Genomic DNA, 23,886 nt, shown 5'->3' with positions numbered 1-23,886 from the left:
CGGCGACAAAAGCCCCTGAAATCCGGCGCAGGCCGTTTCAGGGGCTTTTTCTCAAGGGACCGGCAGAGCGTTACTCTTTGAACCACTTGTCGCGCAGAGCCGCCAGCTCCCCGCTTTTGTCCATTTCCTCGATGATGCCGTTGACCGCGGCGCTCAGCGCCTCGTCCTGCTTGGGCATGGCGATGGCCTTGTCAGCGCCGGTGATCTGTTTGTTGAAAGCGACCGTGACTTTGCCGGCGAAATCCTTGGCCTGCATGTACTGCTTCGCCACGGGAATGTCCATCAGCGTCGCGGCGGCGCGCCCGAGCACAACCTCGCGCACGCAGTCGTCGAACTTCTGGAACGTCTTCACTTCCACGTTGCCGAGACTGCGCGCGAAATTCTCCTGCACCGTGCCGATCTGCACCGCCACGATCTTGCCGGCCAGTGCGTCGGTGTCTTGGGGCGGGTTTTCGACTCCAGTGACGAAAGCGCTGAAGGAGATCTCGTACGGAGCCGAGAAGTTGACGCGCTTGGCGCGCTCCGGCGTGGCCGACATGCCGGCGGCGACCAGATCGACCTTGCCCGACATCAGCGCCGGGATCAGCGAATCGAAAGGCATGTCGAGCCATTCGACCTTTTTGCCCAGTTTTTTGGCGACCGTCTCGGTCAGCTCGATGTCGAAGCCAACCAGCTCGCCTTTTTCGTTGCGCGATTCGTAAGGCGGATACGTGCTCTCGGTCGCGGCGACCAGCGTGTCCTTGTCCAGAGCCGAAGCCGCGAAAGCGGCGCTTGCGGCCAGCGTCAGCAGAGCGGAAAGTGCAGCGATGCGTTTAAACATTTTAAAAACAACCTCCTGAGTGACGACAGATTTTTGTCGGACTTTTTTCGTCCTTGCAACGTATATTATTACTATTCAGTTCATCTGTCAAGCGCTCATTAAAAAATAGTTTATTGATCTCGGCAATTCGATTTCTCCGTAGAAACGAGGTGGCTGTGCATGAACGAAAACGAGTTCGCCGCGCGCGTCGCTGCGCTCGGCGGCCAGCTTTACGTCGTCGGCGGCTGGGTACGCGACCGCCTGATCGGACGCCCCGCCGAGGACAAGGACTACGTCGTCTGCGGCCTCGACGCGCAAACGCTCGAGCGCGAATTCCAGGTCCGCTCCGTGGGGCGGCAGTTTCCCGTTTATCTGCTGGAAGTCGGCGGCCGCCTCAGCGAAGTGGCGCTGGCGCGCACCGAGCGCAAGACCGGAACGGGCTATCGCGGTTTTGAAGCGCGCTTCAGCCCCGAGACGACCATCGAAGAAGACCTGTACCGCCGCGACACGCGCATGAACAGCATGGCCGTCCGCCTGCCCGGCGGCGAGCTGATCGACCCGTTCGGCGGGCGCGGCGACATCGAGAACGAAATCATCCGCGCCACGTCGGAACATTTCCGCGACGATCCGGTCCGCGCGCTGCGCGCCGCCCGCCAATCCGCCCAGCTGGGATTTTCCATCGATCCCGGCACGGTCGAACTGATGTCCGCCTGCCGCGGCGAACTGGCGCGGGAACCGGCCGAGCGCGTTTTCGCCGAGATGCGCAGGGCGCTCGCTTCCCCGCGGCCGGAATTTTTTTTCACCGCGCTGCGCGACGCCGGGATCCTCGACGCCGTTTTCCCCGAGCTGGCGGCGCTGATCGGCGTGAAACAGCCCGTGAAATATCACCGCGGTCTTGACGCCTTCGAGCACAGTATGGAAGTTCTGCGCCGCGCCGCCGCGCTGACGCCACGCGCGGCGACGCGCTTCGCCGCCCTCGTCCACGACCTCGGCAAGGAGCTGACGCCGCGGCAGGAATGGCCGCATCACATCGGCCACGAAGAACGCGGGCTGGCCGCGCTGGAGCGGCTCGACCGCCGTATGACGCTGCCGCGGCCGTGGTATCGTTTCGCCCGCTTCATGATCGCCAATCACATGCGGCTCCCCCGCCTGCGCCGCCCCGGCGCCATCGTGGCGGTCATCGAGGAGATGCGGCGCGGCGGTTTCGACGCGGCGGAAGTCGCCGCCGTGATCCGCGCCGATCACGGTACACTGCCCGACTTTCTGCAGCGCTACGGTCGGTACGCCGCCGTTCTCGACGAAGAACGCGCCCGGCTGGCGTTCCCCGCCGATCTGCCGCCGCAGGCGCGCGGCCGGTGGCTGCGCATGCGTCTGGCCGAAGCTCTCGCCCGCCGCCTGCCGCCCGAAGGATAATACGGCGGCGCTCCGCCGCTCCGTTCAAGAGACGTTCCGCACGGAACGTCTGACAGTCTTCGCCGCCGTATCCCAAAGACGGGCGACTCCGACCGCGCAGCGCGGCCGCCCCCTATGGATGAAGCAGCTTCTTCAGGTACGTCTCATTCAATAAATGAGCCGTTTCGAAAACGCCGTTGTAAAAAACCGCATAGTTGTTGAAAACACATGGGACGTTTTTGGCTTTTTCCAAGGTGTCGACTGCGACCAGATTCAGAGGGATGTCGTTTTTATCGCAATACCTTCGCACTTGCTCGACGCAGTCCGGAATATACGGACATTGCACCCCGTAGTAGATCGTCAGCGATTTATCGTCGATCCTCATCGCTTTTGCGTTTTCGGAAAAACGGGGTTTCCGTCCGTCAAAAGACAAAGCCAACAGCTCGTAATCATCTCCGGCGGTATCTGCCACCTCGAAACCATACTTGAGCAGGAATTTTTTTTCGGACAAATAGGGCTTTTTCTTTTTTGAACTCAGCGCGCACACGCCGGATTTCCCTTTTTCCTTTGCGTCAGCGATGCAATACTCGATGAGATCCCGCGCGTGTCCTTTGCCTTTGAACGAGCCGGCCACCCACAGGCAATAGACGTACATATAATTTTCTCCGCGCACGGGGACCCACGACGATTCCAGAGGCGCGTACTCGATGAACACCTTTCCCCGTTCATTGAGTTTACGAAAGACATGCCCTTCCTGGATACGCTCCTTGAGCCATTGTTTTTTGACCGACACGCCGTCCTGATGTTTTTTATCTGCGATTGCGCAGCACACATGCTCCGAGTCGAGGTTGCCGATCGTCAGATTCACATAGTTCCTGCCCATTTCCTTTTCTCCTTATGGCATCGCCCTCTTGACCGCCAAGGCCGCCGCACAACCATGACAACAACGGCGCTATAAGTCCATTGAATATTTGGATTTCTTAATGACAACCGACATAAAAGCGGCGAGAGAGCTGATCAAACCCGGCTGATCAGCCTTCGCCGCTTTTTCGGCACTTTCTTCGACGCGAGCTCAGCTTTTACGCCAGTATTTTTCCTCGCTGAGCGGGAACAGTTCGTCCGCCGTGCGGCGGATGTCGCCGACCGCCTCGAAAAGTTCCCGCGCCGCCAGCAGCGCGTCGCGGAAATCGAGCAGCGCCTCCACGCGTTCGACACGCCGTTCGCCCGCCAGGGTGGCGGGCAGCTCCGACAGCGACAATTCCAGATCCTCTTCTTCGGCGCCTCGGTGCTGGGAGCCGAGCAGCTGTCGCCGGTGAGACCAGTCGATCCGGTCGGCCACGCAGCGGCACAGCGAGCCGAGAAAGGCGCGGCTTTCGTTCAGGCCGGTCAGCGGCGCCGCGCCGGCCGTGCAGAGTTTTTTCAGCGCCGCCGCGCAGCGCCGCGTCAGAGAGACCATCTCCAGCGTTTCCCTGACGGAACGGGAGCTGCGCGCTTCGCAGCGGTCGAGGCAGTCCAGCGCCAGTTCGTCGAGCACTTCGGCCTGATGGGCCGTCTGCAGCGAATTGGAAGGCTGATTCTCCTCGAAGGAACCGGCCGCGCTTTCCACCATGAAAAGGAACGCCTTGAGAAATTCAAGGAAGCTGCGCTGCAGCGGCGTGAGGTCGCGCCGCTCGAAAAAATCGGGACGAATCACTTTTTTCACCGCCCTTTCGGGTATAATGATGGGCGAACACGCCCTCCTTTTCGCGGAGTTCAACGGTACTTCAACGATTATAATCGAATCCGCGCGAAAAAAAAGACTTGAGCCGTTTTTCGGCAGTCTTGTCTGCCGCGCGTTTTTCTAACGAACAATTTTTGCGGAGGTTGAATCATGAGAGTCGCTACCTTTAACGTGAATTCGCTGCGCACCCGCCTGCCGATCCTCGAGCGCTGGCTGCCCGGCGCGGATGTGGACGTGCTGGCCCTGCAGGAGACGAAAGTGCAGGACGGCGAATTTCCCCTTGCCGAGGTGGAAAAGCTCGGCTACCGCGCCGCCTTCCGCGGCGAAAAATCCTACAACGGCGTCGCCATCCTCTCGAAGCAAGAGCCCGACGAGGTGGTCCACGGCTTCGCCGACGGCGCGTCGCCGCTCTGGGACACGCGCCTGATCGCCGCGCGCTTCGGGGACACGTGGATCCTCGATACCTACGTGCCGCAGGGCAAGGAGATCACCCACCCCGACTACGAAGCCAAAAAGGAATTTCTGCGCCGCACCGCCGCGCTGATCGCCGCGCACAAGGACGAAAAGCTGCTCTGGACCGGCGACCTCAACGTGGCCCCGACCGAGCTGGACGTGACCAATCCCGCCAACAAGAAGGATCACGTCTGTTTCGTCAAGGAGCTGCGCGACCTTTTCGCGCAGCTCTGCGCGCCGCTGGTCATCGACCTGCTGCGCGTCCACCACCCCGGCGAGGAGCTGTACTCGTTCTTCGATTACCGCGTCAAAAACGCGCTGGAACGCAACATCGGCTGGCGCATCGACCACATGCTCGCCACGCCGTCTCTGGCGAAACAAAGCCGGGCCTGCTGGATCGACGCGGAACCGCGCGGCTGGGAAAAGCCTTCGGACCACACGCCCATGCTGGCCGATTTCGCCGACTGACGACAGGGGAAACGCCATGAAATGGATGAGCGAACTGCTGATGCCCGTTTCGCGCGGGCGTTCCTCGAAACTGCACGACCTCGGCTTGGCCAAAATCGCGCAGGACGGCTACGGCCTGTGGAACCCCAACGACGAAACGCTGATCCTGCTGCCGGAGGGGAAAGTCCTCTTCCAGCGCACCGAGGACTTTCTGCTTCGCAGCCTCGAAGCCTTCCGCCCGCAGCGTCTCGACTGCGGGACCTCCGCTCGCGGCGCCCTCGACGCCGCCGTGCGTCTGATCAAACGCGCCGCCGACCTGCCGGTTCTCCTCGCCGAGCGCCGTGGGGACGAGCTCCGACTGCTGGGACTTCACGGCGACTTCGAAGCCTCGCTCGAAATGGCCAACGACGCGCTGCGCGCTGTCGGCGGCGCCGTCTGCACGCTGGGCCTGCGCCTGCGCCGCGTCGACCGTCTGACGCCCGAAGGGCACCGCGTCGATTTGCTCTGCCGCTCCGAGGCACCGCTTCGCGGCGAAGAAGGACTGGTCTGTCCCGACTGCGGCTGGATGGCCGCCTTCGACAGCCCCTGCCGCTTCGGCGGAGAGACGTCGGATGCCGCGCCGGAAGAGCTGCGCGAAGTGGCCACGCCGGGCTGCTCCACCGTCGAAAAATTGTGCGAATATCTCAAGATCGCGCCGTCGCGGATCGTCAAGTGCATGTTCTACGCCGTCGAGGGGCGCGGCCTGGCCGCCGTGATCCTGCGCGCCGACCGCCAGGTCTGTCTGGAAAAAGTCCGCGCCGCGTTCCAGGGCGCGTCCGTCCGCCCCGCCGAGCCGGACGAACTGGCCGCCGTCATGGGCGATTCGGCCGGCTATATGGGCCCGGTAGGGCTGCCCGCCTCGGTGGCACTGCTCGCCGACTTCAGCGCCGTCGGCGTCAAAAACGCCGTCGTCGGCGCCAACAAGCCCGGCTTTCATAAAACGGGCGCCTGCTGGGGCCGCGATTTCAAGACCGACTTCGTCGCCGACGTGACGCTGCTTCAGAAAGGCGATCACTGCCCCCACTGCGGTACGGCGCTGGAAAAGAGCGAACTGCGCCGCATCGCCGCCTTCCGCCCCGTCGATCCCGCCGGCCTCGCCGAACCGTCGCTGACCTTTTTCAACGGTTCCGCCAAAGCCCACGTCCCCGCCTGGAGCGCCGAGATCGACCTGACGGCGCTGCTCTCGGCCGCAAGCGAAAACTCCGAACGCTGGCCCGGCGAGATCGCCCCGTTCGACGTCTACGTTTACTGGGAGGGCGACGAAGCGCCGGACGCGCTCGCGCCGCTGATCGGCGCGCTTGAAAGCGCCGGGCTCCGCGTCGTCGGCGACGACCGCGGCGGCACGTTCGAAAATCGCCGGGCCGAAGCCGCGGCGATCCGCGCGCCGCAGACCGTCTGCCTCAAAAAGGGCGGGGACGGCTGGCTGCTCGACGTGACACGGAACGGCCGCACCGAAACGTTCTCGCCCGCAGAGTTTGCCGCGCAGCAGGAAACTTTTTCGGCCGCGGAGCGCCGTCCGTTCCGGACGTGATACAATGGGAACGACATAAAAAGGAGCGTGCTGAACATGAAACTCGATCTCAGAAAAAAGCGATTCCTCATTTCGATAGTCCTGCTGCTCTGCGGCGTGTTCGCCCTCTATCCCTATCTCGTCTCCAATCCCGGCCGCGACCTGCTCAAGAGCGTCTCGCGGCTGGACAAACCGTTGGCCGCTTCGGTGATGAGGTCCGTCTCCCTCGGCCAGGCGCTCGTTGAAAAGGGACGCGAGCAGGCCGCCGCCAGCGGCCATGAGCAGGCCATTGCCGTCCTGACGGAAAAAATCGGCGCCAACGTCGAGAACCTGAAAAAAGAGCTGCTCGCCATGCCGCCGCATTCCACGCAGCTGTCCCCGGGCGCCCGGACCGCTTACGAGACGCTGGAAGCGCAGCTGACGGACTTCATCGTCTCCCTGGCGGAAAGCGGGAAGTAGCCGTGCCCTTCGCGTTGACAAAAGAAAACGCCGCCCTCTTCGGACAGCGGGTAAACGCTGTGGTGCGCGGCTACATCGAGGCGCAGAACAGCATCTTCAAGTTCTCGTTTCTGAAAGCGCTGGGGTTGAAGCGCGTCGATCCCGCCATGGCGGCGGCGAAAGCCGGCGCGCTGAGGACCGAGGCGCAGTCCATGCTTGACGAAGTGCGCGAGCTCAAACTCGAGGCCGGAGATCCGCTGCACGAGTTCTTCATGACCATGCGCCCCTACCTGCGCAGTTTGCAGACCGCCATGACCTTCTTCATCGACCTCTGCGGTTCCATGAACGCCGCCCAAGCGGACAAACGTTCCCGTTATTGGAAAGAGCGCTACAAAAAGGACCTCGAAGAGCTTCAGCAGAAAGAGACCGATTATCTCGCGATCGGCAACGAGCTGAACCAGCGTTGGAAAAAGATCGCCGAAAAACAATGACCGCACACAAAACGGGGCCGGCTTCCCATCAGGGGAGTCCGGTCCCGTTTTCTCTGCGAAGCTATTTTTGCTGCAGGCGGCGCGTGATCTCGTCGAACTCGCGGCGCACGCCCGAACTGTCGAAAGCTTGGATCTCCGGCAGCTGCATCGCCGCCAGCATGTCGAACAGCTGCATGCCCGACTGGATCACCGCGTTCATGTCGCTGATGTGCTGCACCGTCGCGTAGGTGTTGGCCGCCACCTCGCGGTCGCGTTCGATGCTGCGGATGCAGTTCTGCACGCTTGTCTTCTGGTTGTCCAGCAGTTTCAAATATTGTTCGGCCGCTTTCACCGTCATCTCGTTGGAGGCGGCGTTGCTGCGGAAGATCGCCTTCTGATCCGCCGAGAAATCGCTGCGGTCCAGCGCCGCACGGGCTTCCTTCAGGCTGGCGGCGGCGCCTTCGGAAATCTTCTTCACCTGCGGCCGCCATTCGCCGTCGATCTTGTTCACGAACCCGTACTGCGTGTCCAGCAGCACGTCGATCAGCGTCACGTACATGCCATAATATTTGCGGGCGATGGACGTGTCGTCTTTGTTCTGCGCCATAAGCTGCGTCAGCTGCGCCGTGACGCCCTTGACGTTCTCGAAGATCACGGCGTTGCGCAGCAGGCTGTCGCCGACCACCGACGAGAACAGCACGTCGGCCTGCGCGTCGGTCAGCTTCAGTCCCCAGCCGCGCAGCTCCGCCGCGATTGCGTCGCGGATCTGCGCCAGCTCGTCGCGCAGACGTTTGACGTCCTTCTCGGCCTCGGCGATCGTTTCATCGCAGTCCTTCACCGTCTTCACAAACGGATTGTAGGACTTCTGCGGCGCCCCGATACGCTTGTTCTTGTATTCCTCGATCCTCCGATACAGCCGGGGCAGACGCTCTTTGATCTCCTCGGAACGGTCCACCAACTTGAGCGTCTCCGAGGACAGCAGAATCCCCTGAGCCCGGCGCAGCAGCTTGGCAATCTTGGCGCCCGTCTTCTGCTGGTCGGCGCCCAGCCAGGAACTTTCCGGCAAACGTTTTTGCTTCTCGCGCAGGGTCGTAGCCTCGTCAAGAGTCCCCGTCAGATTTTCCCATTCCGACATCACCGTCTCCGGCAGCGCGGCGCAAGATTGCTCCGCCATGACCGCGCCGGCCATCCACAGCAGCACGGTCATCCACAGCGCGCCCTTGAAAGCTTTCATCCCTTCCGTACCCTCCTTGGATTCCCACGGGTGATCTTGTGTATCGCGCCCTTTTCATACAGGAAATCTGCGCTGATGTCAATGACGATTTGCACAATATCCTAAAGTCCACCGAAAAAAACGAGACGGGCCGACGCCAAAGTTCCCTTTGCTCCGCACCGAGCGAGGGGACGCGCTTTTCAGGCACGCTGGAGCCGCCCGTCGATCTGCCGCAACCGGTGGTACGAGAGGGCGCTGAGCACGAAGAAAATCAGCAGCCAGCCGGCCGCCGTGGCATGGGCGATGGCCGAGATGCCCAGCGACGGCACCAGCCAGAACGAGAGAATCACGCGTACGACGATCTGCAGCAGCGAGACGATCATCACGATGCGAAATTCGCCCAGCCCGCGAAAGAAACTCTGCATCACCACGTCGACGGCGCTGAGGGCGAGGTAAACCGCCTGAGGCCTCAGATAAAGGCTGCCTGCCTGGACAATCACCGGGTTGGAACCGCCGGGCACGAAAATCCCCATGATCGCCGCGGCGTTCAGAAACAGGAGCGTGCAGGCCACGGTCACGTACGCCAGATTCATCGCAAGCCCCGCTCGGAATCCGGCCCGCACGCGTTCCGCGTGCCCCGCCCCCACGTTCTGAGCGATGAACGTCGACTCGGCCGTGGAAATGCCCTCGTAGGGCATGACCACGATCGCCTCGATGCGCGTCGCCGCGTTGTAGCCAGCCACCACGTCGGCTCCCATCGGATTGACGCAGCCCTGCGTGAGGAAACGCCCCACGTAGACGATAATGGACTGCAGCGCCGACGCCCAGCTGTAGCTGATCGTCTGCCCCAACGCCGCGCGGTCGACGGCACAGTCGCCGCGACGAAGCGCCAGCAACGGTTCGTAACGATAAACATAATAAATGCAGGCGGCCGAGGAAAACATCTGCGACAGCACGGTGGCCAGCGCCGAACCGCGCACGCCCAGCCCCAGCGCGCCGACGAAGAGCAGATTCATGGCGATGTGCAGCGCCGACGCCGCCGCCTGAAAGACGAACGGGATCTTCGAGTTGCCGATGCCGCGCAGCACCGAGGCGTAGTAATTGTACAAAAACGAGAAGATCAGGCCGGCGAAGACGATGTTCAGATAGGCCATCGTCTCGTCGTGCAGTTCCGCCGGCGCTTTCGTCCACATCAGAACGCCGCGCGCGCCGTACAGACACAGCGCCGTCAGCCCGAGCGTGAACAGCGCGCCGAAGATCAGCGCCGTGGACATGGCTCTTTTGAGTTTTTCCGTATCGCCGGAGCCGTAGATCTGAGCGATCAGCACGGAAACGCCGGTGCACCCGCCGGCCAGGAAGAACACGACGATAAACAGAATCGGCGTGGCCACGCTGACCGCCGCCAGCGAATGGCTGCCGAGAAAACGGCCGACGATGACCGCGTCGACCGTGATGTACAACTGGAGAAAAAAATTCCCCACCATGATGGGCAGCGCAAAGAGAAAAACAGGCCGGAAAACGCCGCCCGAGAGCATCCGATTCTTTGGCTCCGCGCCTTCCATCCGGCCGCCCCCGCAGGGACTCATCGTTCAGCGCCGGACCTGGCCGCTGCCGCGGATCTTGTACTTCGTGCTGGTCAGCTGCTCGATGCCCATGGGGCCGCGGGCGTGCAGCTTCTGCGTGCTGATGCCGATTTCCGCGCCCAGGCCGAAGACGCCGCCGTCGGTAAAGCGCGTTGAAGCGTTCACGTAGACCGCCGCCGCATCGACGCGATCGAGAAACTTTTCCGCCTCGGCGTAATCGGTCGTAAGGATGCTCTCGGAATGCCCCGTGCCCCAGCGAGCGATATGCGCCAGCGCTTCGTCGAGCGAATTCACGATCTTGACCGAGAGGATCAGATCGAGGTACTCCGTCGCCCAGTCCTCGTCGGCGGCCGGCTCCATATCCGCAAAGATCTCACGGGCTGCGGCGTCGCCGCGCAGTTCCACGCCGTGAGCCACCAGCGCGTTGGCCACGGCCGGCAGAACCGTCGGCGCCGCGTCTTTGTGGATCAGCAGCGTCTCCATGGCGTTGCACGCCGAAGGCCGCTGCGTCTTGGCGTTGATGACGATCGGCACGCACATCTGCGGATCGGCGGAAGCGGCGATATACGTGTGGCACACGCCGTCGCCCGTCATGATGCAGGGCACGGAACAGTGCTCGCGCACGGCTTTTTTCAGACCGCGGCCGCCGCGCGGGATCAGCACGTCCAGATCGTCCAGCTGCATCAGCGCCGTCGTCGCCTCGTGGCCGGGCACGTCGAGCAGCTGGATGCAGCTTTCGGGCAGCCCCGCGGAGGAAACGGCCTCGATCAACGCGCTGACGATCACACGGCTGGAATCCATGGCTTCGCTCCCGCCGCGCAAAATCACCGCATTGCCCGACTTGAGGCAGAGCGCTGCCGTATCGGCGGTCACGTTGGGACGCGACTCGTAAATGACGCCGATCACGCCGAGCGGCACGCGCACTTGCGCAATCTTCAGCCCGTCGGAATTGACATAACCGCGCACCGTCTGACCGATCGGATCGGGCAACGCCGCCACTTCCTCGATGCCGACCGCCATGTCTTCTACGCGCTGCTCCGTGAGTTTCAGCCGCTCCAGCATCGCCTGGCCGAGGCCGTTTTCTTCTCCGCCGCGCATGTCGCGCCCGTTGGCCTCCAGGATGTCGTCCTTATGGGCGCGCAGCGCCGTCGCCATGGCCCGCAGCGCTTCGTTTTTCTTCGCCGAACTGGCCTGTGCCAGCACGGCCGCGGAAGCGCGGGCCTTCTTTCCCATTTCATGCAAAATCAACGATGCGTCCATGATTATCCCCCATCCCTCAGACATCGAGGTCTAAAGCACCGTCAGATTATCGCGGTGAATAGCCTCGTCGAAATCCTTCGCGCCCAGCAGCGTTTCGAATTCATCGCTGCGGTGCCCCATGATCTTTTTCAGATCCCGTGAATTGAAATTCGTCAGGCCGCGGGCGATCTCCTCCCCGTCCGGAGCCAACACCGCCAACAGACGGCCGGCCTCGAATTCGCCGTTGACGGCCGTGATGCCCTTGGCCAGCAGGCTGCCGCCCTGTTCCGTCAGCGCTTTAACGGCTCCCGCGTCGATCGTCACCGACTCGAAGGGACGGTTGGCCGCGATCCACTGCTTACGCGCGTGACGGTGCTCCATCGGCGGGATGAACAGCGTGCCCAGCACTTCGCCGTCGAGGATACGGTGCAGCACGTTCTCCGCCGCGCCGGAAGCGATCACCAGCGGGATGCCCGCCGGCAGCACCATGTCGGCGGCCGTGATCTTGGTGTACATGCCGCCGGAGGACATGCTGCTGCCCTTGCTGCCCGAGTTGTCGCGGATGCTCTGCGAAACGGTGCGCACCTCGTGGATCAGCCTGGCATCTTTGTGAACGCGAGGATCGGCATCGTAGAGCCCGTCGATGTCGGAAAGGATGACCAGCAGATCGGCGCCGGCGGCGCAGGCGACCAGGGCCGACAGCGTGTCGTTGTCGCCGAATTTGAGTTCGTCCACGGCGATCGTGTCGTTCTCGTTGATCACGGGAATCACGTTCATGTCGGCGAGAGCGTGCATGGTGTTGCACAGATTGAGATAGCGCGAGCGGTCGTTGAAGCCGACGCGAGTCAGCAGGATCTGCGCGGTCGTGCAGCCGTACTCGGAGAAAAGTTTTTCGTACATCTGCATCAACAGCCCCTGCCCCACCGCCGCCAACGCTTGCTTGACCGGCAGGCTGGAAGGCTTTTCCGCGTAACCGAGGCGTCCCATGCCGGCGCCGACCGCTCCTGACGAAACGAGCAGCACGTCGGTACCGCGGTTGTGAAGGTCGGCCAAAGCGCGGCAAAGCCTGTCCATGCGCTGGATATTGATTTTCCCGTTACTGTGCGTGATGGTGCTCGTGCCGACCTTGACTACCACGCGGCGACATTTTTTCAGCTCGCTGCGATCCATCGAAACGCCCCCCTCTGTTGAAACGATTGTATTTCATTTCGATCCCGAAGCGTGTGGCTTATTGTACCACGAAAAACCGGCGCCCGACGTTCCCCGAAAGCGGTGCGATTTCAGCGCGCCAAAATCACGCCGCTTCGTAACTTTATCACTGACAAAACGGGGCCTTCCCTTTATACTTAATTCAGCGATAAAAAAAGCCCGGCTCGCAGCCGGGCAACTTCAGCGATTTACAGGAGGAAACAAAGAAATGACGCCGATTGTCCTTACCAGTGAAAATTTTCAGAGTGAAGTCCTTCAAAGCAGCGAACCGGTGCTGGTCGATTTCTGGGCGCCGTGGTGCGCGCCCTGCCGCGCCTTTTCGCCCGTCCTCGACGAGATCGCCGCCGAAGCCTCGGGCTTCAAAGTCGGCAAGGTCAACGTCGACGAACAGCCCGAGCTGGCGACTTCGCTCCGTATCATGAGCATCCCCACGCTGATCTTGTTCAAAAACGGCGCTCCCGCCGGCCGCACCGTCGGCGTGCAGTCGAGGGAAAACGTGCTCGCCCTGCTCAAATAAGCGGCGCGAGAAACATGCCCCGAAAACGAGCGCAAGCGCCCGGCGGACCAGTCCGCCGGGCGCTTGCGCTCTGCAATGTTCCGATTCACTTTTTTGCCGTCAGCTGCGCCAGTTTGTTCGGCGCAACCAGTTCGATGCAGCCGCGGGAAAGCCGCGCCATGCCTTCGTCCTGGAAGTAGCGCAGCATCCTCGTCACCACCTCGCGGGCCGTGCCCAGGTGGGCGGCGATCTTCTCGTGAGTGATCTTCAGCTTCCCCGTCCCTTCCAGCTCGCTCTCCTTCAGCAAAAATTCCGCCAGACGGGCGTCGAAACTTTTCCACAACACCTGTTCGACCAGCCAGAGGATATCGGACAGATGGGAAGCCGCGACCTCGCCGATGAAATTTGCGAAGACCAGCGAACGCGCCACCAGACGCTTGCATGCCGCCGGCGGGATCACCCACAGCCGCGAGTTTTTTTCCGCCTCGACGCTGACGTCGAAACGAAGTCCCGGCACGGCGCAGGTGGCCGAAAACAGGCAGATGTCGCCGGGAACAAGGCGGTGCAGCGTCAGCTCGCGCCCTTCGGGCGAGAGGATAAAAGCGCGGATCTGCCCGTCCATGACGGTGATCAGGCCGTCGCAGTCCGCCGAACCGGTATGGAGCGGCACGCCGGCCTCGACGCCGCGGACGAGCGCCGCCGCTTCCAGCTCCGTGCGCTCGCTCGCCGTCAGCCGCTCCCAGAACGGGAAACAGTCTTTCAACTCGATAGGCTCCACCTTCCTTCGCCGTTGCTGCCGGACGGCTTTGAATTTTTACAAGAAAGCCGCCGAAGTTTTTCGGCGGTTTTCGTTTACTCGGAAACTGCAGCCAACTCCCGTTTGGCGCGGCGGCGCGGCGGGCGCGCGCTGAACGCGAGCGCGTCGCCGTCAAGAACGCAGTCCACCGTGGAGCCGTCGGGCACCTCGCCGGACAGGATCAGATCGGAGAGCGGGTCTTCGATCTTCGTCTGGATCAGGCGGCGCAGCGGCCGAGCCCCCTGATTCTGAGCCGCCGCAGCCCGGAGCAGGAACTCCCGCACGTCCTTCGCCATGGAGAGGATGATGCCGTGCTCGCCGAGGCGCGAGCGCAAGTCGAACATCATGATGTCGAACACGCGCGCCATCTCTTCGGCGCTGAGCGGATGGAAGACGAGCTGCGCGTCGAGCCGGTTGAGGAATTCGGGACGGAAGAACTCCTTCACGGCGCCGAGCAGCGCCTCCGACTGTTTCTTCTTTTCCGCTTCCGCGGAGGCGGAAAAGCCGAACCCCGCTTTCGCCGTTTCGCGCACGCCGAGGTTGCTGGTCATGATGATGACGGTGTTCTTGAAGTCGACCGTGCGTCCGTGGGCGTCGGTGAGCCGTCCCTCTTCGAGGATCTGCAGCAGCAGGTTGAACACGTCGGGATTGGCCTTTTCGATCTCGTCGAACAGCACGACCGACCAGGGATGACGGCGCACGGCCTCGGTGAGGCGGCCTTCCTCGTCGTAGCCCACGTAGCCGGGCGGCGCGCCGATCAGCTTGGCGGCCTCGTGGCGCTCCATGTACTCGCTCATGTCGAAGGCCAGCAGCGCTTTTTCGCTGCCGAACAGCGCGCGCGCCAGGCAGCGGGCCAGTTCGGTCTTGCCGACGCCGCTGGGGCCGAGGAACAAAAAGCTGCCCACGGGACGGCGCGGGTCTTTCAGGCCGCTGCGCGAACGGCGCACGGCGCGGCAGAGCGCGCTCACCGCTTCGTCCTGACCGACCAGGCGCTGGTGGATCTCCGATTCGAGGCGCAACAGACGCTGGGCTTCGTGTTCGGTCAGGGTCTTGACGGGGATGCCACTCCACTCGGAGAGCACGCCGGCGATCTCCTCCTCGTCGACGGTCAGCCCTTCGGGGATCTGCTGTTCGTCGAGGTCAAGGCGCACTTTCGCGCCCGCTTCGTCGATCAGGTCGATAGCCTTGTCGGGCAGGCTGCGGTCGGACAGATAGCGGCTGGACAGGCGCACGGCGGCTTCCAGCGCGCCTTCGGTGTAGTGTACGCTGTGATGTTTCTCGTAGCTTTCCTTCAATCCCTGCAGGATCGCCAGCGCCGCATCCTGATCGGGCTCGCCGACCGCCACGGGCTGGAAACGCCGTTCCAGCGCCGCGTCTTTTTCGATGTTCTTCGTGTACTCGTCGCGCGTCGTCGCGCCGATGACCTGAAACTCGCCGCGGGCCAGGCTGGGCTTGAGGATGTTGGCCGCGTCCAGCGAGCCTTCGGCGCTCCCCGCGCCGACGACGGTGTGCAGCTCGTCGATGAAAAGGATCACGTTTTTGGCGGCGGTCAGCTCGTCGACGATCTTCTTCATGCGGTCCTCGAACTCGCCGCGGTACTTGGTGCCGGCCACGATCGTCCCCATGGTCAGTTCCACGACGCGCTTGCCCTTGAGCAGCGAGGGTACGGCGCCTTTTTGGATTCTGTAGGCCAGTCCTTCCACGATCGCCGTCTTGCCCACGCCAGGATCGCCGACCAGCACGGGATTGTTCTTGCGGCGGCGGCAGAGGATCTGCATCATGCGGTGCGTCTCCTGCTCGCGGCCGATCAGCGGATCCAGTTCGCCTTTGGCGGCCTTGGCCGTCAGGTCGACGCAGTACTTGTCCAGCGTCGGCGTCTTGGCGTCCGCCGCCGGACGGCCGGCGGCATTCTTTTCTTCATCGGCCGCTTCCTGGCGGCTGGACTGCGCGACCAGCTGTTTTTTCAGGCCGACGCGCAGATTTTCCGTGTCAAGCCCCAGTTCCGCCAGCGCATGACAGGCTGTGCACTCCGGCGCGGACAACACGCCGAGCAACAGATGTTCGGTGCCGACGTAACTCGAATGAAGTTCGCGGGCCAGATGGATCGCCGCGTTCAGCACCCCGCGGGCCCGATCCGACAGCGGCAGGTCGACGGGCTGCGCGTACGGCGCCGCCGGCGGCCTCAGCGCGAGGATCTCGCGCGCCACGTCCTCGGCGGCCAGTCCCGCATCTTTCAGGGCCAGCGCCGCCACCGACGACTCTTCGGCGATCAGGCCGATCATCAGATGTTCCGTGCCGATAAATGCGTGTCCAAGGCGCAGTGCCTCACGATGCGCGATCTGGATCACGCGTTTGCTTCGTTCCGTAAAAAATTGCCACAAGGCACTCCCCTCCTTGATTTCTCCGAACGATTCTCAAAACTTAGGCCAAATCGAGGCCGCAGAGCATTTTCTTGAGCATCTCGGCCGCCAGTAAACTTTTCTTGTAAGGCGACACGTCGAACATGTTGTCGCACAGTTCGCTGATATGGCGCAACGAAATTTCGATCAGCAGGCGCTCGCGGGCGTTGATCATGCCGCGAGCCTGGAGAGAACACAAGAGGCGTTTCGCGTCCGCCTCGGAAATGGAATCGCCGACGATCTTGACGATGTGCCGGGCGCGCTCTTCGGGCATGTCGTAGCTGATCTTCATGATGCGGATATAACCATGTCCGCCGCGCTGGCTTTCTACGATATAGCCGCGTTCGGGCGTGAAGCGGCTCCGCAGCACGTAATTGATCTGGCTGGGAACGCAGCCGAAGCGCTCCGCCACGTCTTTGCGGCGCAGCGAAACACGTTCGGCGTCGGCGGCGCGGTCCTGCTCTTCCTGTTCGAAAAGTTCGTTGATATAGCTTTCGATGACCTCAGTCAAACTGCTCATGTCAGGCTTCCTCCGTTCCATCCATCAGAACTGGAACGATTGTAGCTTATTGGTCAAATATAGTCAAGAACTGGTCAGATTTATTTCTGACCAACTTTATTTTCCGTGCCGCCGGCCAGACGCCTCAGGTTGGCGCGGTGACGCCACAGCGACAGCGCCGCCAGCACCAGCGCGAGGATCACGAAAGCGCGGTGAAGCCCGAAAAAGTAAAAAGATCCGGCGATGAACAGCAGCGCCGCCAACGAAGCCACGGAAACGTAACGCGTGGCTTTCATGATCAGGAACCAGAGAGCGCCGCCCAGCAGCACCGCCGCGCACGACGGCCACATCTGCACGAAAAACAGCGTGCCCAGCGTCGTGGCCACGCCCTTGCCGCCGTGAAATCCGAGCCAGACGGGATAGTTATGCCCGCACACGGCGGCGAAAGCCGCCGCCGCCACCGCCGCGTCGCTGCCGCCGAAAGCGCGGCACAGCATCACGACGGCGCCGCCCTTGAGCATGTCCGCGAGCGTCACGAGCACGGCCCATTTTTTCCCCATCACACGGCCCACGTTGGTGCCGCCGGTATTTCCCGAGCCGAACGTGCGGATGTCCTCGCCTCTTATGATCTTGACCGCGAGATACCCTGTGGGGAACGAGCCGAAAAGATAACCGATTGCCGCCCAAAGCGCCAGTTCCATGCTGTTTTTCTCCTCTTGATGTTTTTTTATCGGCGTTTCGCCCCCGGCGGAAGCGGACGCGCGGAAAACCGTGGGGTTCTTTATAAAATACGTTCCCGCAGCAGACCGCACTTCGTAAATTTCCGCCGGCTCAGTCCCGCGCTTTTTGTCGCCGCAGCGCAAACGCGTCGGCGATCTCCGCGCCGAGTCCTTTCGGACGGACAAAGATCGGATTGATGTCCAGCAGCTCGATGTCCGGCTCCGCACAGCCTATCTGCGACAGCGTGACGATCTGCTGCGCCAGCGCTTCCACGTCCATGGGCGTGCCGAACCATTCGCCGGAGATGAGCGGATACCCCTTGAGGCTTGCGATCATATCCATGGCCGTTTCCAGCGAAACCGGCGCCACGCGCAGCGAAATGTCTTTCATCAGACCGTAATAGGCGCCGCCCAGCGCTACGGCCACGACCGGTCCGAAGAGCGGGTCGCGCTTGATGCCGATCATGCACTCGATGCCGTCGATGATCATCTTCTGAGCCACCACGCCCTGGATCTCCGCTCCGGCATGGACGCGGCTGGTGCGTTCGAGGATGCGGCCGTAGGCGTTGCGCAGCTCTTCCTCGGTACGCAGATTCAACGCTACGGCGCGGGCCTGCTGCTTGCTGGCAAAGGACGGCGAAACCACCTTCAACACCAGCGGGAAACCGATGCTGCGCGCCGTCTCCAGCACTTCCGCCACCGAAACGCAGAGACGGTGCCTGACCGTCTTCAGCCCGTAGGCTTCGACCAGCGCCACGGCGTCGCGCTCGCTCAGGCGCAGCGGGCAGCGTTCGAGGAACGGATGCCGCGCCGGCTTGCAGAGTTCGCTCATCGGGCGGATATCGCGGCCGATGCGCCAGAGGCTGGACAGGGCTTCGGCAACGCGGCGCGGGCTGCTGAACAGCGGCACGCCATCCGCGTTCATACGCCTTACCATGTCGTCGAGCGGACGCCAGCGGCTCAGGCAGCAGCAGGCCAGCGTCCTGCCGCCGCGGCGGTGCATCGTGCCCATGGCGCGGGCGAGACGCTCGCCCTGAGCGGCCGTCAGCGAACCGGTAATGACGAGGATCATGTCGCATTCGCCGCTGTCCTGCAGCGTGCGGAGGATCCGTCCCAGCATCCCCTCGCGGTTGATCGCCTGTTCTGACAGATCGGCGGGGTTGGCGGCGTTGGCCCATTGGGGCAGCAGAGCCTGGATCTTTTCTTTCAGCGCGGGCGAAAACTCGACCACGTCCAGCCCGGCTTCGCGGCACTGATCGCCCTGCATCATCGCCAGTCCTTCGGACAGCGCCAGCACCGCCACACGGTTGCCCTGCGGCGGCACCCCCAGCGAGGACAGCTTGCCGAGATCGACGATCTGCTGCGCGTCGCGCAGCAGCACCACGCCGAACTGACCGGCCACCGACTCCCACATGATCGAGTCGGTCCAGGCCGCGTCGTCATGACGCCGCGCCAGACGGTCGCGAAACGCCTCGTTCACGCCGCTTCGCAGCAGCACCACCGGCAGCCGGCGCTCTGCCGCACGCGAGGCCATGGCGAGAAAGTCGCGTCCCCGCGTCAACGATTCGAAGCTGAGGATCAACAGCGTCGTCATCGGATCGCCGATGGCCGTTTCCATGCAGCGCAGCAATTCGCCGTCGCTGTCGGCGCAGTTGCCGAGAGAAACGACGCGGCGAAAACGGACGCCCGCCTCCACCGCCATGGCATAGAGCGAAAACGGCACCGTGCCGCCCTGAGCGATCAGCGTCACATGCCGTTCCTGCGGTTGACTGTCGGGCATTCGCACGGCCGCCGACCAGCACAGCGCCAGCCGCCGTTCCCAGTCGAAAAATCCTTGGCTGCCCGGCCCCAGCGCCCGGCCGCCGGCGGCTCGATATTCCCGCAGCAGCTGCCGCTCTTCTTCGCGCTCAAGGCGCGGGCAGCCGATGATCACAAAACCGATCCGCCGCTCGAGGCATTGTTTCAACAGCGGCGCGCAGTTCGTGCAGCCCGGCGAGATCATGACCACGTCGATTTTTTCGTCGGGCCATTCGGCCGCCGCGGCGCTCTCGCGGCACACCGCGAAGAAATCCCCGCGCCCCAGGTCGCTCATCAGCGCCAGCGGGCGCAGATCGGTCCCCGTGCCGTCTCCGTCGCCGACGATCAACAGTCCGCGGTCCCACATAGCGATTCCTCCTTGCGTTCTTCATGACGTGAAGATTATATCCCATCGCCCAAATCCTGTGAAGTTTGCGCCGCCGCGGCGCCATCCGCGCCCGACGAATTAAAAAGAGCGCCCCGGCAAAACCGGAACGCTCTTTTTCGCTTGGACTGATGAAACCTTGGTTGAGGGAGAGATTACTTCTTGCCCTTCTTGGCAGCCTTGGGAGCGGGCTTCTTGGCAGCTTTCTTGGCGACGGTGGCGTCGACGGCCTCGCGCAGAAGCTTGCCGGCCTTGAACACAGGTACTTTCTTGGCGGGGATGTGGACAGTCTTGGAAGGATCCTGAGGATTGCGGCCCGTACGAGCGCTGCGCTGACGTACTTCGAAAGTGCCGAAGCCCACGATCTGGACCTTGCCCTGCTTCTGCAGCGTGTCCTTCACGCCTTCGAGCATGGCGGCTACCGCGTTGGCAGCGTCGACCTTCCGAAGATTCGTCTTTTCCCTTACGAACTCAACCAATTCAGCCTTTGTCATTTTTCAGACACCTCCACACAGGATTTGGTACTCAACGATGTGAGTATATCATAGCATTCGCGCCTGACAAGCCCCCCAACAGCGGATTTCTGCTGATTTCGCGTTCTGAAACGGGCTCCCCCATGGCTTGCGAAAGGGGCATAATACAAATTTTTGCAGTAAAAGCCATTCCTAAAAGCATATACGGCTCTTCCTGATACTGCAAAACGAGAAAATTTCTGCTATGATAAAGAACATCGAAAAAACTTCATTTTTTTTGCTTTTTCATGAAGGAGGACGGTTGCTCATGTATTCAATAGCTCACGTCGGGATCCGCGTGCAGGATCTTCATCGGTCGCTTCACTTCTATGTCGATGCCCTCGGCGGCATGAAGGACAAGGAGTTCCAAATGCCTTCGGGATCCCATCTGGTCTTCGTCAGGTTTGCAGACTTCGCCGTCGAGCTGATCTGCAAGCCCGGCGACGACCGCGTTCCGGGGCGCAACCACGTGGCGATTTCCGTGCCGTCCATGGAAGACGCCCTCCGGCGCCTCGGCAGCTGCGGCTTTGCCGCCGGCCCCGTCAGTCCTATGGGGGACCATGCCCGCAATTGCTTTCTCAACGGCCCCGACGGCGAGATCATCGAACTTTGTGAAGGGAGCCTGTAGCTGCTTATCCAACAAAGAATCCCTGTCCGCCAGACAGGGATTCCGTCATTCGCTCCGCCGCGTCATTGCCGGTTTTCGGCCCGCGTTTTTCCCATCTCTTCTTCGTAGTTCCGGATCAAACTGCCGACTGTCGTTTCCTCAGCTATCTTGTTCACCATGAAATTAAGATTCTGCCAGAAATGGGAAGAAGCGCAGACATGACCGCGCTGATGCGCCAACTCACATCCCTCAGGCGTGGTGCATTCGGGAAAAACGATCTGTTCGCCAGCAGCCCTCAGCACTTCGGCAACCGTGATCGTATCAGGGTCGCGAACCAATTCATAGCCGCCGCGGGCGCCCCTGTAACTGCGCAGGATCCCGGCGCGGCGCAGCTTGGATACCAGCTGCTCCAGATACGTGTCGGAAAGATTCTCGGCCTTGGCCACGTCGCTGACGCTGACCGGCAGCCCGCTCCGGGCCATTTCGGAGATAGCGATGACCGCGCGCAGTCCGTAATGAGCCCTTGTTGAAACTTTCATTGAAAAGAACCTCCGTCTCTGTCGGGTTCGACAAATTCCATCGGATAAAAATCCGTAACGTGCCTCTCGGACAAATTGAACATCTTCTATTTATACGCACAGTGTCGCTAAACTATATCACAAAAACGTCTGACAGTATAGACAGGAATTCAGTTGTCCTCTCAAATAGGCCTCCATCCCAAGTTTCGAAAAGATCGAACGATTTTTTCGAGCGCCGCGGTGCGAAGCACTGCATTTTCAACGATGCGCTTTGATTGAGAATAATATCATACTTTTTCTTGATTAAAAAGCCGAACGCAGGGGCGCGGCGAGGAAAATTCACAACGCACGCCGCGCAGCAGCCGAGATCGTCCCGAGCGGCTGAACTTCCTCACGGCGCCCAGCAAACATGGTAATACTTCTTACCGACACTTCAGCGAGATCGTTTAAGGAGCCCTGACCTACCATGAACAACTTCCCCGATGCCGCCCAGCAGCAGTTCATCAAGATGACTCAGTCGCCTCTGCGGCCTCTGATTCTCGGCTTGGCCATGCCAACCATCTGCAGCATGCTGATCACTTCCTTTTACAACATGGCCGACACGTTCTTCGTGGCCCGTATCGGCACCAGCGCCGCCGGCGCCGTCGGCGTGGTCTATTCGCTGATGGCGATCATTCAGGCGATCGGTTTCATGTTCGGCATGGGAGCCGGCAGCATCGCCTCGCGGCGTCTGGGCGAACGGAAAGACGACGAGGCCCGAACAGCCACCTCGTCGGCGTTTTTCGCCGCGCTCGCGTTCGGCCTGCTGGTCGCCGCCGGCGGGCTGATCTGGCTGGATCCTTTTATGAGGCTGCTCGGATCGACGGAGACCATTCTGCCCTTCGCGCGTCAATACGCCCGCTGGATCCTGATCGGCGCTCCGCTGATGACGACGTCTTTCGTGATGAATACCAATCTGCGTTCCGAAGGCAAGGCTTTCTTCGCCATGCTCGGCATCGTCACCGGCGGGCTGCTGAACGTGGTGCTGGATCCGCTGTTCATCTTCACGTTCAAAATGGGCATCGCCGGCGCCGCCATCGCCACCGTGCTGAGCCAGTGCGTCAGTTTCTCCATTCTGATGTCGCACTTCATTTTCAAACGCACGGTGCTGCGCATCAGCCCGCGGTATGTGTCCCGTTCGCCTGCCTTTTACGGTCTGATCGTCCGCACCGGCATGCCGACGCTGTTTCGCCAGGGCATGGCTTCGCTGGCCAGTATCGCGCTCAACACCAGCGCCGCCGTCTACGGCGACGCCGCGCTCGCGGCCATGGCCATCGTCATGCGCGTGTCCATGTTCATCGGTTCCATCTTGATCGGCTTCGGGCAGGGTTTCCAGCCCGTGGCCGGCTACAACTTCGGCGCCAAGCGCTACGACCGCGTCATCGAAGCGTATAAATTCTGCGTCCGTACCGGCCTGATCGTGCTGACATGTCTGGCGGCGTTCTTTTTCGTCTTTGCGCCGCAGGTCATCGCCCTGTTTCAAAATACCGATCCGCGCGTTTCTGAGATCGGCTCCTTCGCCTTCCGCGCCCACTGTGTGACGCTCGTCACCCTGCCCGTGACCGCTCTCACCGACATGCTGTTCCAGGTCACCGGGCGCTACAAAGAAGCGTCGTTCCTTTCCGGCGCCCGGCGCGGCTTCTTCTTTATCCCCTGCGTCATCATCCTGCCCCGCTTCATCGGCCTCACCGGCATCCAAATCAGCCAGCCCGTCGCCGACGTCCTCTGCGCCTGTTTCTCCATCCCCCTCGTCAGAAATTACCTCAACTGGATGCGCGCGCAGACTTCCGCAGTGAGAACAAATTCCACCACAGAGCAACGGAGAAGCGGAGAATGACAAACTCTAGGTTGCACGTGTTTCCCCTGCTCTCAACTCTTTATGTAATGAAATCGTCAACGGGGTATTTGCCGTACATAAATCTCCGGGCCCCGGACTTCTGGAGCGAGTTTATCAGACACGCCTCGCTCACGAGCTCCAATTGCGACGCCTCAAAGTTGAAACTGAAGTTCCCGTCAATTTTACATTCAAGCAGCTTCAGGTCAACGGCCTACCGTTTGGACATGCTCATCAACGACCAAGTCATCATCGAACTCAAAGCCGTAGAAAGTCTTTTACCGGTTCATACCGCACAGCTTCTTTCATATATGAAACTCACGGGAAAGACTTTGAGGTATCTCATCAATTTCAACGTTCCTCTGAAATAAAAGACGGTATTCATCGTCTGCTCCTCCCCTATTCAGCTCGACTTCCGCGGACAATATCACAATAAGCGTAATATTCCCTTTGCATTGCTCCGCTTCGCCGCTTCTCCGCGGTGGGTTTCGTTTTAAGGATGTCAATAGCCAATAAAAATGTCACCATAACTGCTCATTAAAAAAGTCACCCCATCACACTCCCATCACAGCAAGACACCTCGAAAGAACTCCCCATCGTGCCGCCATAACAACGTCTACGCGAACGTACGTTTATCCCGACATGTGCTATGATATCCCTGCCTTTTGACGACGCCACGCCGCCAAGGGTGGTCCGGAGCGGGCTTGTGCGCTTTCACCCTAGATTCCCGTAACCCCACACTAGAAAAAGACAACCAGCCCAGCTGAATCCCG

The 23,886-nt window shown here is 61.5% G+C and carries 22 protein-coding genes and 1 pseudogene; 9 read left to right on the top strand and 14 right to left on the bottom strand.

Going from position 1 to position 23,886, the window contains the following annotated elements:
- Positions 1 to 70 precede the first annotated feature (70 nt).
- A complete protein-coding gene (locus B0D78_RS06205) occupies positions 71 to 820 on the bottom strand; it encodes a transporter substrate-binding domain-containing protein (protein WP_078016115.1) in 750 nt (249 codons plus the stop codon).
- Positions 821 to 979: 159 nt separating this feature from the next.
- Here B0D78_RS06205 and B0D78_RS06200 point away from each other — a divergent pair, with 159 nt between their 5' ends.
- A complete protein-coding gene (locus tag B0D78_RS06200) occupies positions 980 to 2,212 on the top strand; it encodes an HD domain-containing protein (protein WP_078016114.1) in 1,233 nt (410 codons plus the stop codon).
- Between the two features lie 112 nt (positions 2,213 to 2,324).
- On the opposite strand, the gene B0D78_RS06195 is transcribed toward B0D78_RS06200, so the two are convergent.
- Both B0D78_RS06195 and B0D78_RS06190 read right to left on the bottom strand, forming a co-directional pair.
- Positions 2,325 to 3,074 carry an N-acetyltransferase gene (locus B0D78_RS06195; RefSeq protein ID WP_078016113.1) on the bottom strand — a complete coding sequence of 250 codons (750 nt, stop codon included), beginning with the start codon at positions 3,072 to 3,074 and terminating at the stop codon, positions 2,325 to 2,327.
- Between the two features lie 189 nt (positions 3,075 to 3,263).
- The gene (locus B0D78_RS06190; RefSeq protein ID WP_078016112.1) at positions 3,264 to 3,893 is read right to left on the bottom strand and encodes a hypothetical protein; all 630 of its coding nucleotides are present in this window, start codon (positions 3,891 to 3,893) and stop codon (positions 3,264 to 3,266) included.
- A gap of 168 nt (positions 3,894 to 4,061) precedes the next feature.
- On the opposite strand from B0D78_RS06190, the gene xth reads away from it, so the two are divergent.
- Genes xth through B0D78_RS06170 form a run of 4 tightly spaced genes read left to right on the top strand, consistent with a single transcriptional unit; the run spans position 4,062 to position 7,289 of the window.
- Positions 4,062 to 4,832 (top strand): exodeoxyribonuclease III, encoded by a 771-nt coding sequence (gene xth / locus B0D78_RS06185; RefSeq protein ID WP_078016111.1) that lies wholly within the window; start codon positions 4,062 to 4,064, stop codon positions 4,830 to 4,832.
- A gap of 16 nt (positions 4,833 to 4,848) precedes the next feature.
- Positions 4,849 to 6,381, top strand: coding sequence for a YbaK/EbsC family protein (locus tag B0D78_RS06180; protein WP_078016110.1), 1,533 nt, complete (start codon positions 4,849 to 4,851; stop codon positions 6,379 to 6,381).
- 36 nt (positions 6,382 to 6,417) lie between these two features.
- Positions 6,418 to 6,819 (top strand): hypothetical protein, encoded by a 402-nt coding sequence (locus B0D78_RS06175; protein WP_078016109.1) that lies wholly within the window; start codon positions 6,418 to 6,420, stop codon positions 6,817 to 6,819.
- Positions 6,820 to 6,878: 59 nt separating this feature from the next.
- On the top strand, positions 6,879 to 7,289 hold the full coding sequence (locus tag B0D78_RS06170; protein ID WP_168170030.1) for a hypothetical protein: 411 nt from the start codon (positions 6,879 to 6,881) through the stop codon (positions 7,287 to 7,289).
- Positions 7,290 to 7,350: 61 nt separating this feature from the next.
- Here B0D78_RS06170 and B0D78_RS06165 read toward each other — a convergent pair whose 3' ends face one another.
- From B0D78_RS06165 to proB, 4 genes are all read right to left on the bottom strand, one after another.
- On the bottom strand, positions 7,351 to 8,502 hold the full coding sequence (locus tag B0D78_RS06165; RefSeq protein WP_078016107.1) for a hypothetical protein: 1,152 nt from the start codon (positions 8,500 to 8,502) through the stop codon (positions 7,351 to 7,353).
- Between the two features lie 179 nt (positions 8,503 to 8,681).
- On the bottom strand, positions 8,682 to 10,043 hold the full coding sequence (locus B0D78_RS06160; protein WP_168170029.1) for an MATE family efflux transporter: 1,362 nt from the start codon (positions 10,041 to 10,043) through the stop codon (positions 8,682 to 8,684).
- 27 nt (positions 10,044 to 10,070) lie between these two features.
- Positions 10,071 to 11,324 (bottom strand): glutamate-5-semialdehyde dehydrogenase, encoded by a 1,254-nt coding sequence (locus B0D78_RS06155; protein WP_078016105.1) that lies wholly within the window; start codon positions 11,322 to 11,324, stop codon positions 10,071 to 10,073.
- A 30-nt stretch (positions 11,325 to 11,354) separates the two neighbouring features.
- Entirely contained in the window at positions 11,355 to 12,473 is a 1,119-nt protein-coding gene (gene proB / locus B0D78_RS06150) for a glutamate 5-kinase (RefSeq protein ID WP_078016104.1), read from the bottom strand.
- A 247-nt stretch (positions 12,474 to 12,720) separates the two neighbouring features.
- On the opposite strand from proB, the gene trxA reads away from it, so the two are divergent.
- Complete coding sequence (gene trxA, locus B0D78_RS06145; RefSeq protein ID WP_078016103.1) at positions 12,721 to 13,029, top strand: thioredoxin; 309 nt, start codon at positions 12,721 to 12,723, stop codon at positions 13,027 to 13,029.
- An 85-nt stretch (positions 13,030 to 13,114) separates the two neighbouring features.
- Here trxA and B0D78_RS06140 read toward each other — a convergent pair whose 3' ends face one another.
- The 6 genes from B0D78_RS06140 to B0D78_RS06115 form a co-directional block, all read right to left on the bottom strand.
- Positions 13,115 to 13,771: a Crp/Fnr family transcriptional regulator gene (locus B0D78_RS06140; protein ID WP_240496127.1), complete on the bottom strand. Its 657-nt coding sequence runs from the start codon at positions 13,769 to 13,771 to the stop codon at positions 13,115 to 13,117.
- 89 nt (positions 13,772 to 13,860) lie between these two features.
- Complete coding sequence (locus B0D78_RS06135; protein WP_078016102.1) at positions 13,861 to 16,185, bottom strand: ATP-dependent Clp protease ATP-binding subunit; 2,325 nt, start codon at positions 16,183 to 16,185, stop codon at positions 13,861 to 13,863.
- A 40-nt stretch (positions 16,186 to 16,225) separates the two neighbouring features.
- The gene (locus tag B0D78_RS06130) at positions 16,226 to 16,723 is read right to left on the bottom strand and encodes a CtsR family transcriptional regulator (RefSeq protein WP_078016101.1); all 498 of its coding nucleotides are present in this window, start codon (positions 16,721 to 16,723) and stop codon (positions 16,226 to 16,228) included.
- Positions 16,724 to 16,803: 80 nt separating this feature from the next.
- Entirely contained in the window at positions 16,804 to 17,403 is a 600-nt protein-coding gene (gene plsY / locus B0D78_RS06125; protein WP_078016163.1) for a glycerol-3-phosphate 1-O-acyltransferase PlsY, read from the bottom strand.
- Positions 17,404 to 17,533: 130 nt separating this feature from the next.
- On the bottom strand, positions 17,534 to 19,585 hold the full coding sequence (locus B0D78_RS06120) for an acetate--CoA ligase family protein (RefSeq protein WP_078016100.1): 2,052 nt from the start codon (positions 19,583 to 19,585) through the stop codon (positions 17,534 to 17,536).
- Between the two features lie 173 nt (positions 19,586 to 19,758).
- The gene (locus tag B0D78_RS06115; RefSeq protein ID WP_009163544.1) at positions 19,759 to 20,097 is read right to left on the bottom strand and encodes an HU family DNA-binding protein; all 339 of its coding nucleotides are present in this window, start codon (positions 20,095 to 20,097) and stop codon (positions 19,759 to 19,761) included.
- Positions 20,098 to 20,383: 286 nt separating this feature from the next.
- Between B0D78_RS06115 and B0D78_RS06110 the strand changes: the two genes are divergently transcribed.
- The gene (locus B0D78_RS06110) at positions 20,384 to 20,743 is read left to right on the top strand and encodes a VOC family protein (RefSeq protein WP_168170028.1); all 360 of its coding nucleotides are present in this window, start codon (positions 20,384 to 20,386) and stop codon (positions 20,741 to 20,743) included.
- 62 nt (positions 20,744 to 20,805) lie between these two features.
- Here B0D78_RS06110 and B0D78_RS06105 read toward each other — a convergent pair whose 3' ends face one another.
- Positions 20,806 to 21,261, bottom strand: a complete 456-nt coding sequence (locus B0D78_RS06105; protein WP_078016098.1) for an RrF2 family transcriptional regulator — start codon at positions 21,259 to 21,261, stop codon at positions 20,806 to 20,808.
- A 445-nt stretch (positions 21,262 to 21,706) separates the two neighbouring features.
- Here B0D78_RS06105 and B0D78_RS06100 point away from each other — a divergent pair, with 445 nt between their 5' ends.
- Positions 21,707 to 23,116, top strand: a complete 1,410-nt coding sequence (locus B0D78_RS06100) for an MATE family efflux transporter (RefSeq protein WP_078016097.1) — start codon at positions 21,707 to 21,709, stop codon at positions 23,114 to 23,116.
- A 49-nt stretch (positions 23,117 to 23,165) separates the two neighbouring features.
- Positions 23,166 to 23,484, top strand: a pseudogene (locus B0D78_RS13600) (GxxExxY protein); the annotation flags it as partial.
- Positions 23,485 to 23,886: the final 402 nt, after the last annotated feature.

Source organism: Pyramidobacter sp. C12-8, from assembly GCF_002007215.1.
Lineage (GTDB): Bacteria > Synergistota > Synergistia > Synergistales > Dethiosulfovibrionaceae > Pyramidobacter.
Note: the sequence above shows the minus strand (reverse complement) of the source record. Positions and strands in the feature narration are given on the sequence as shown.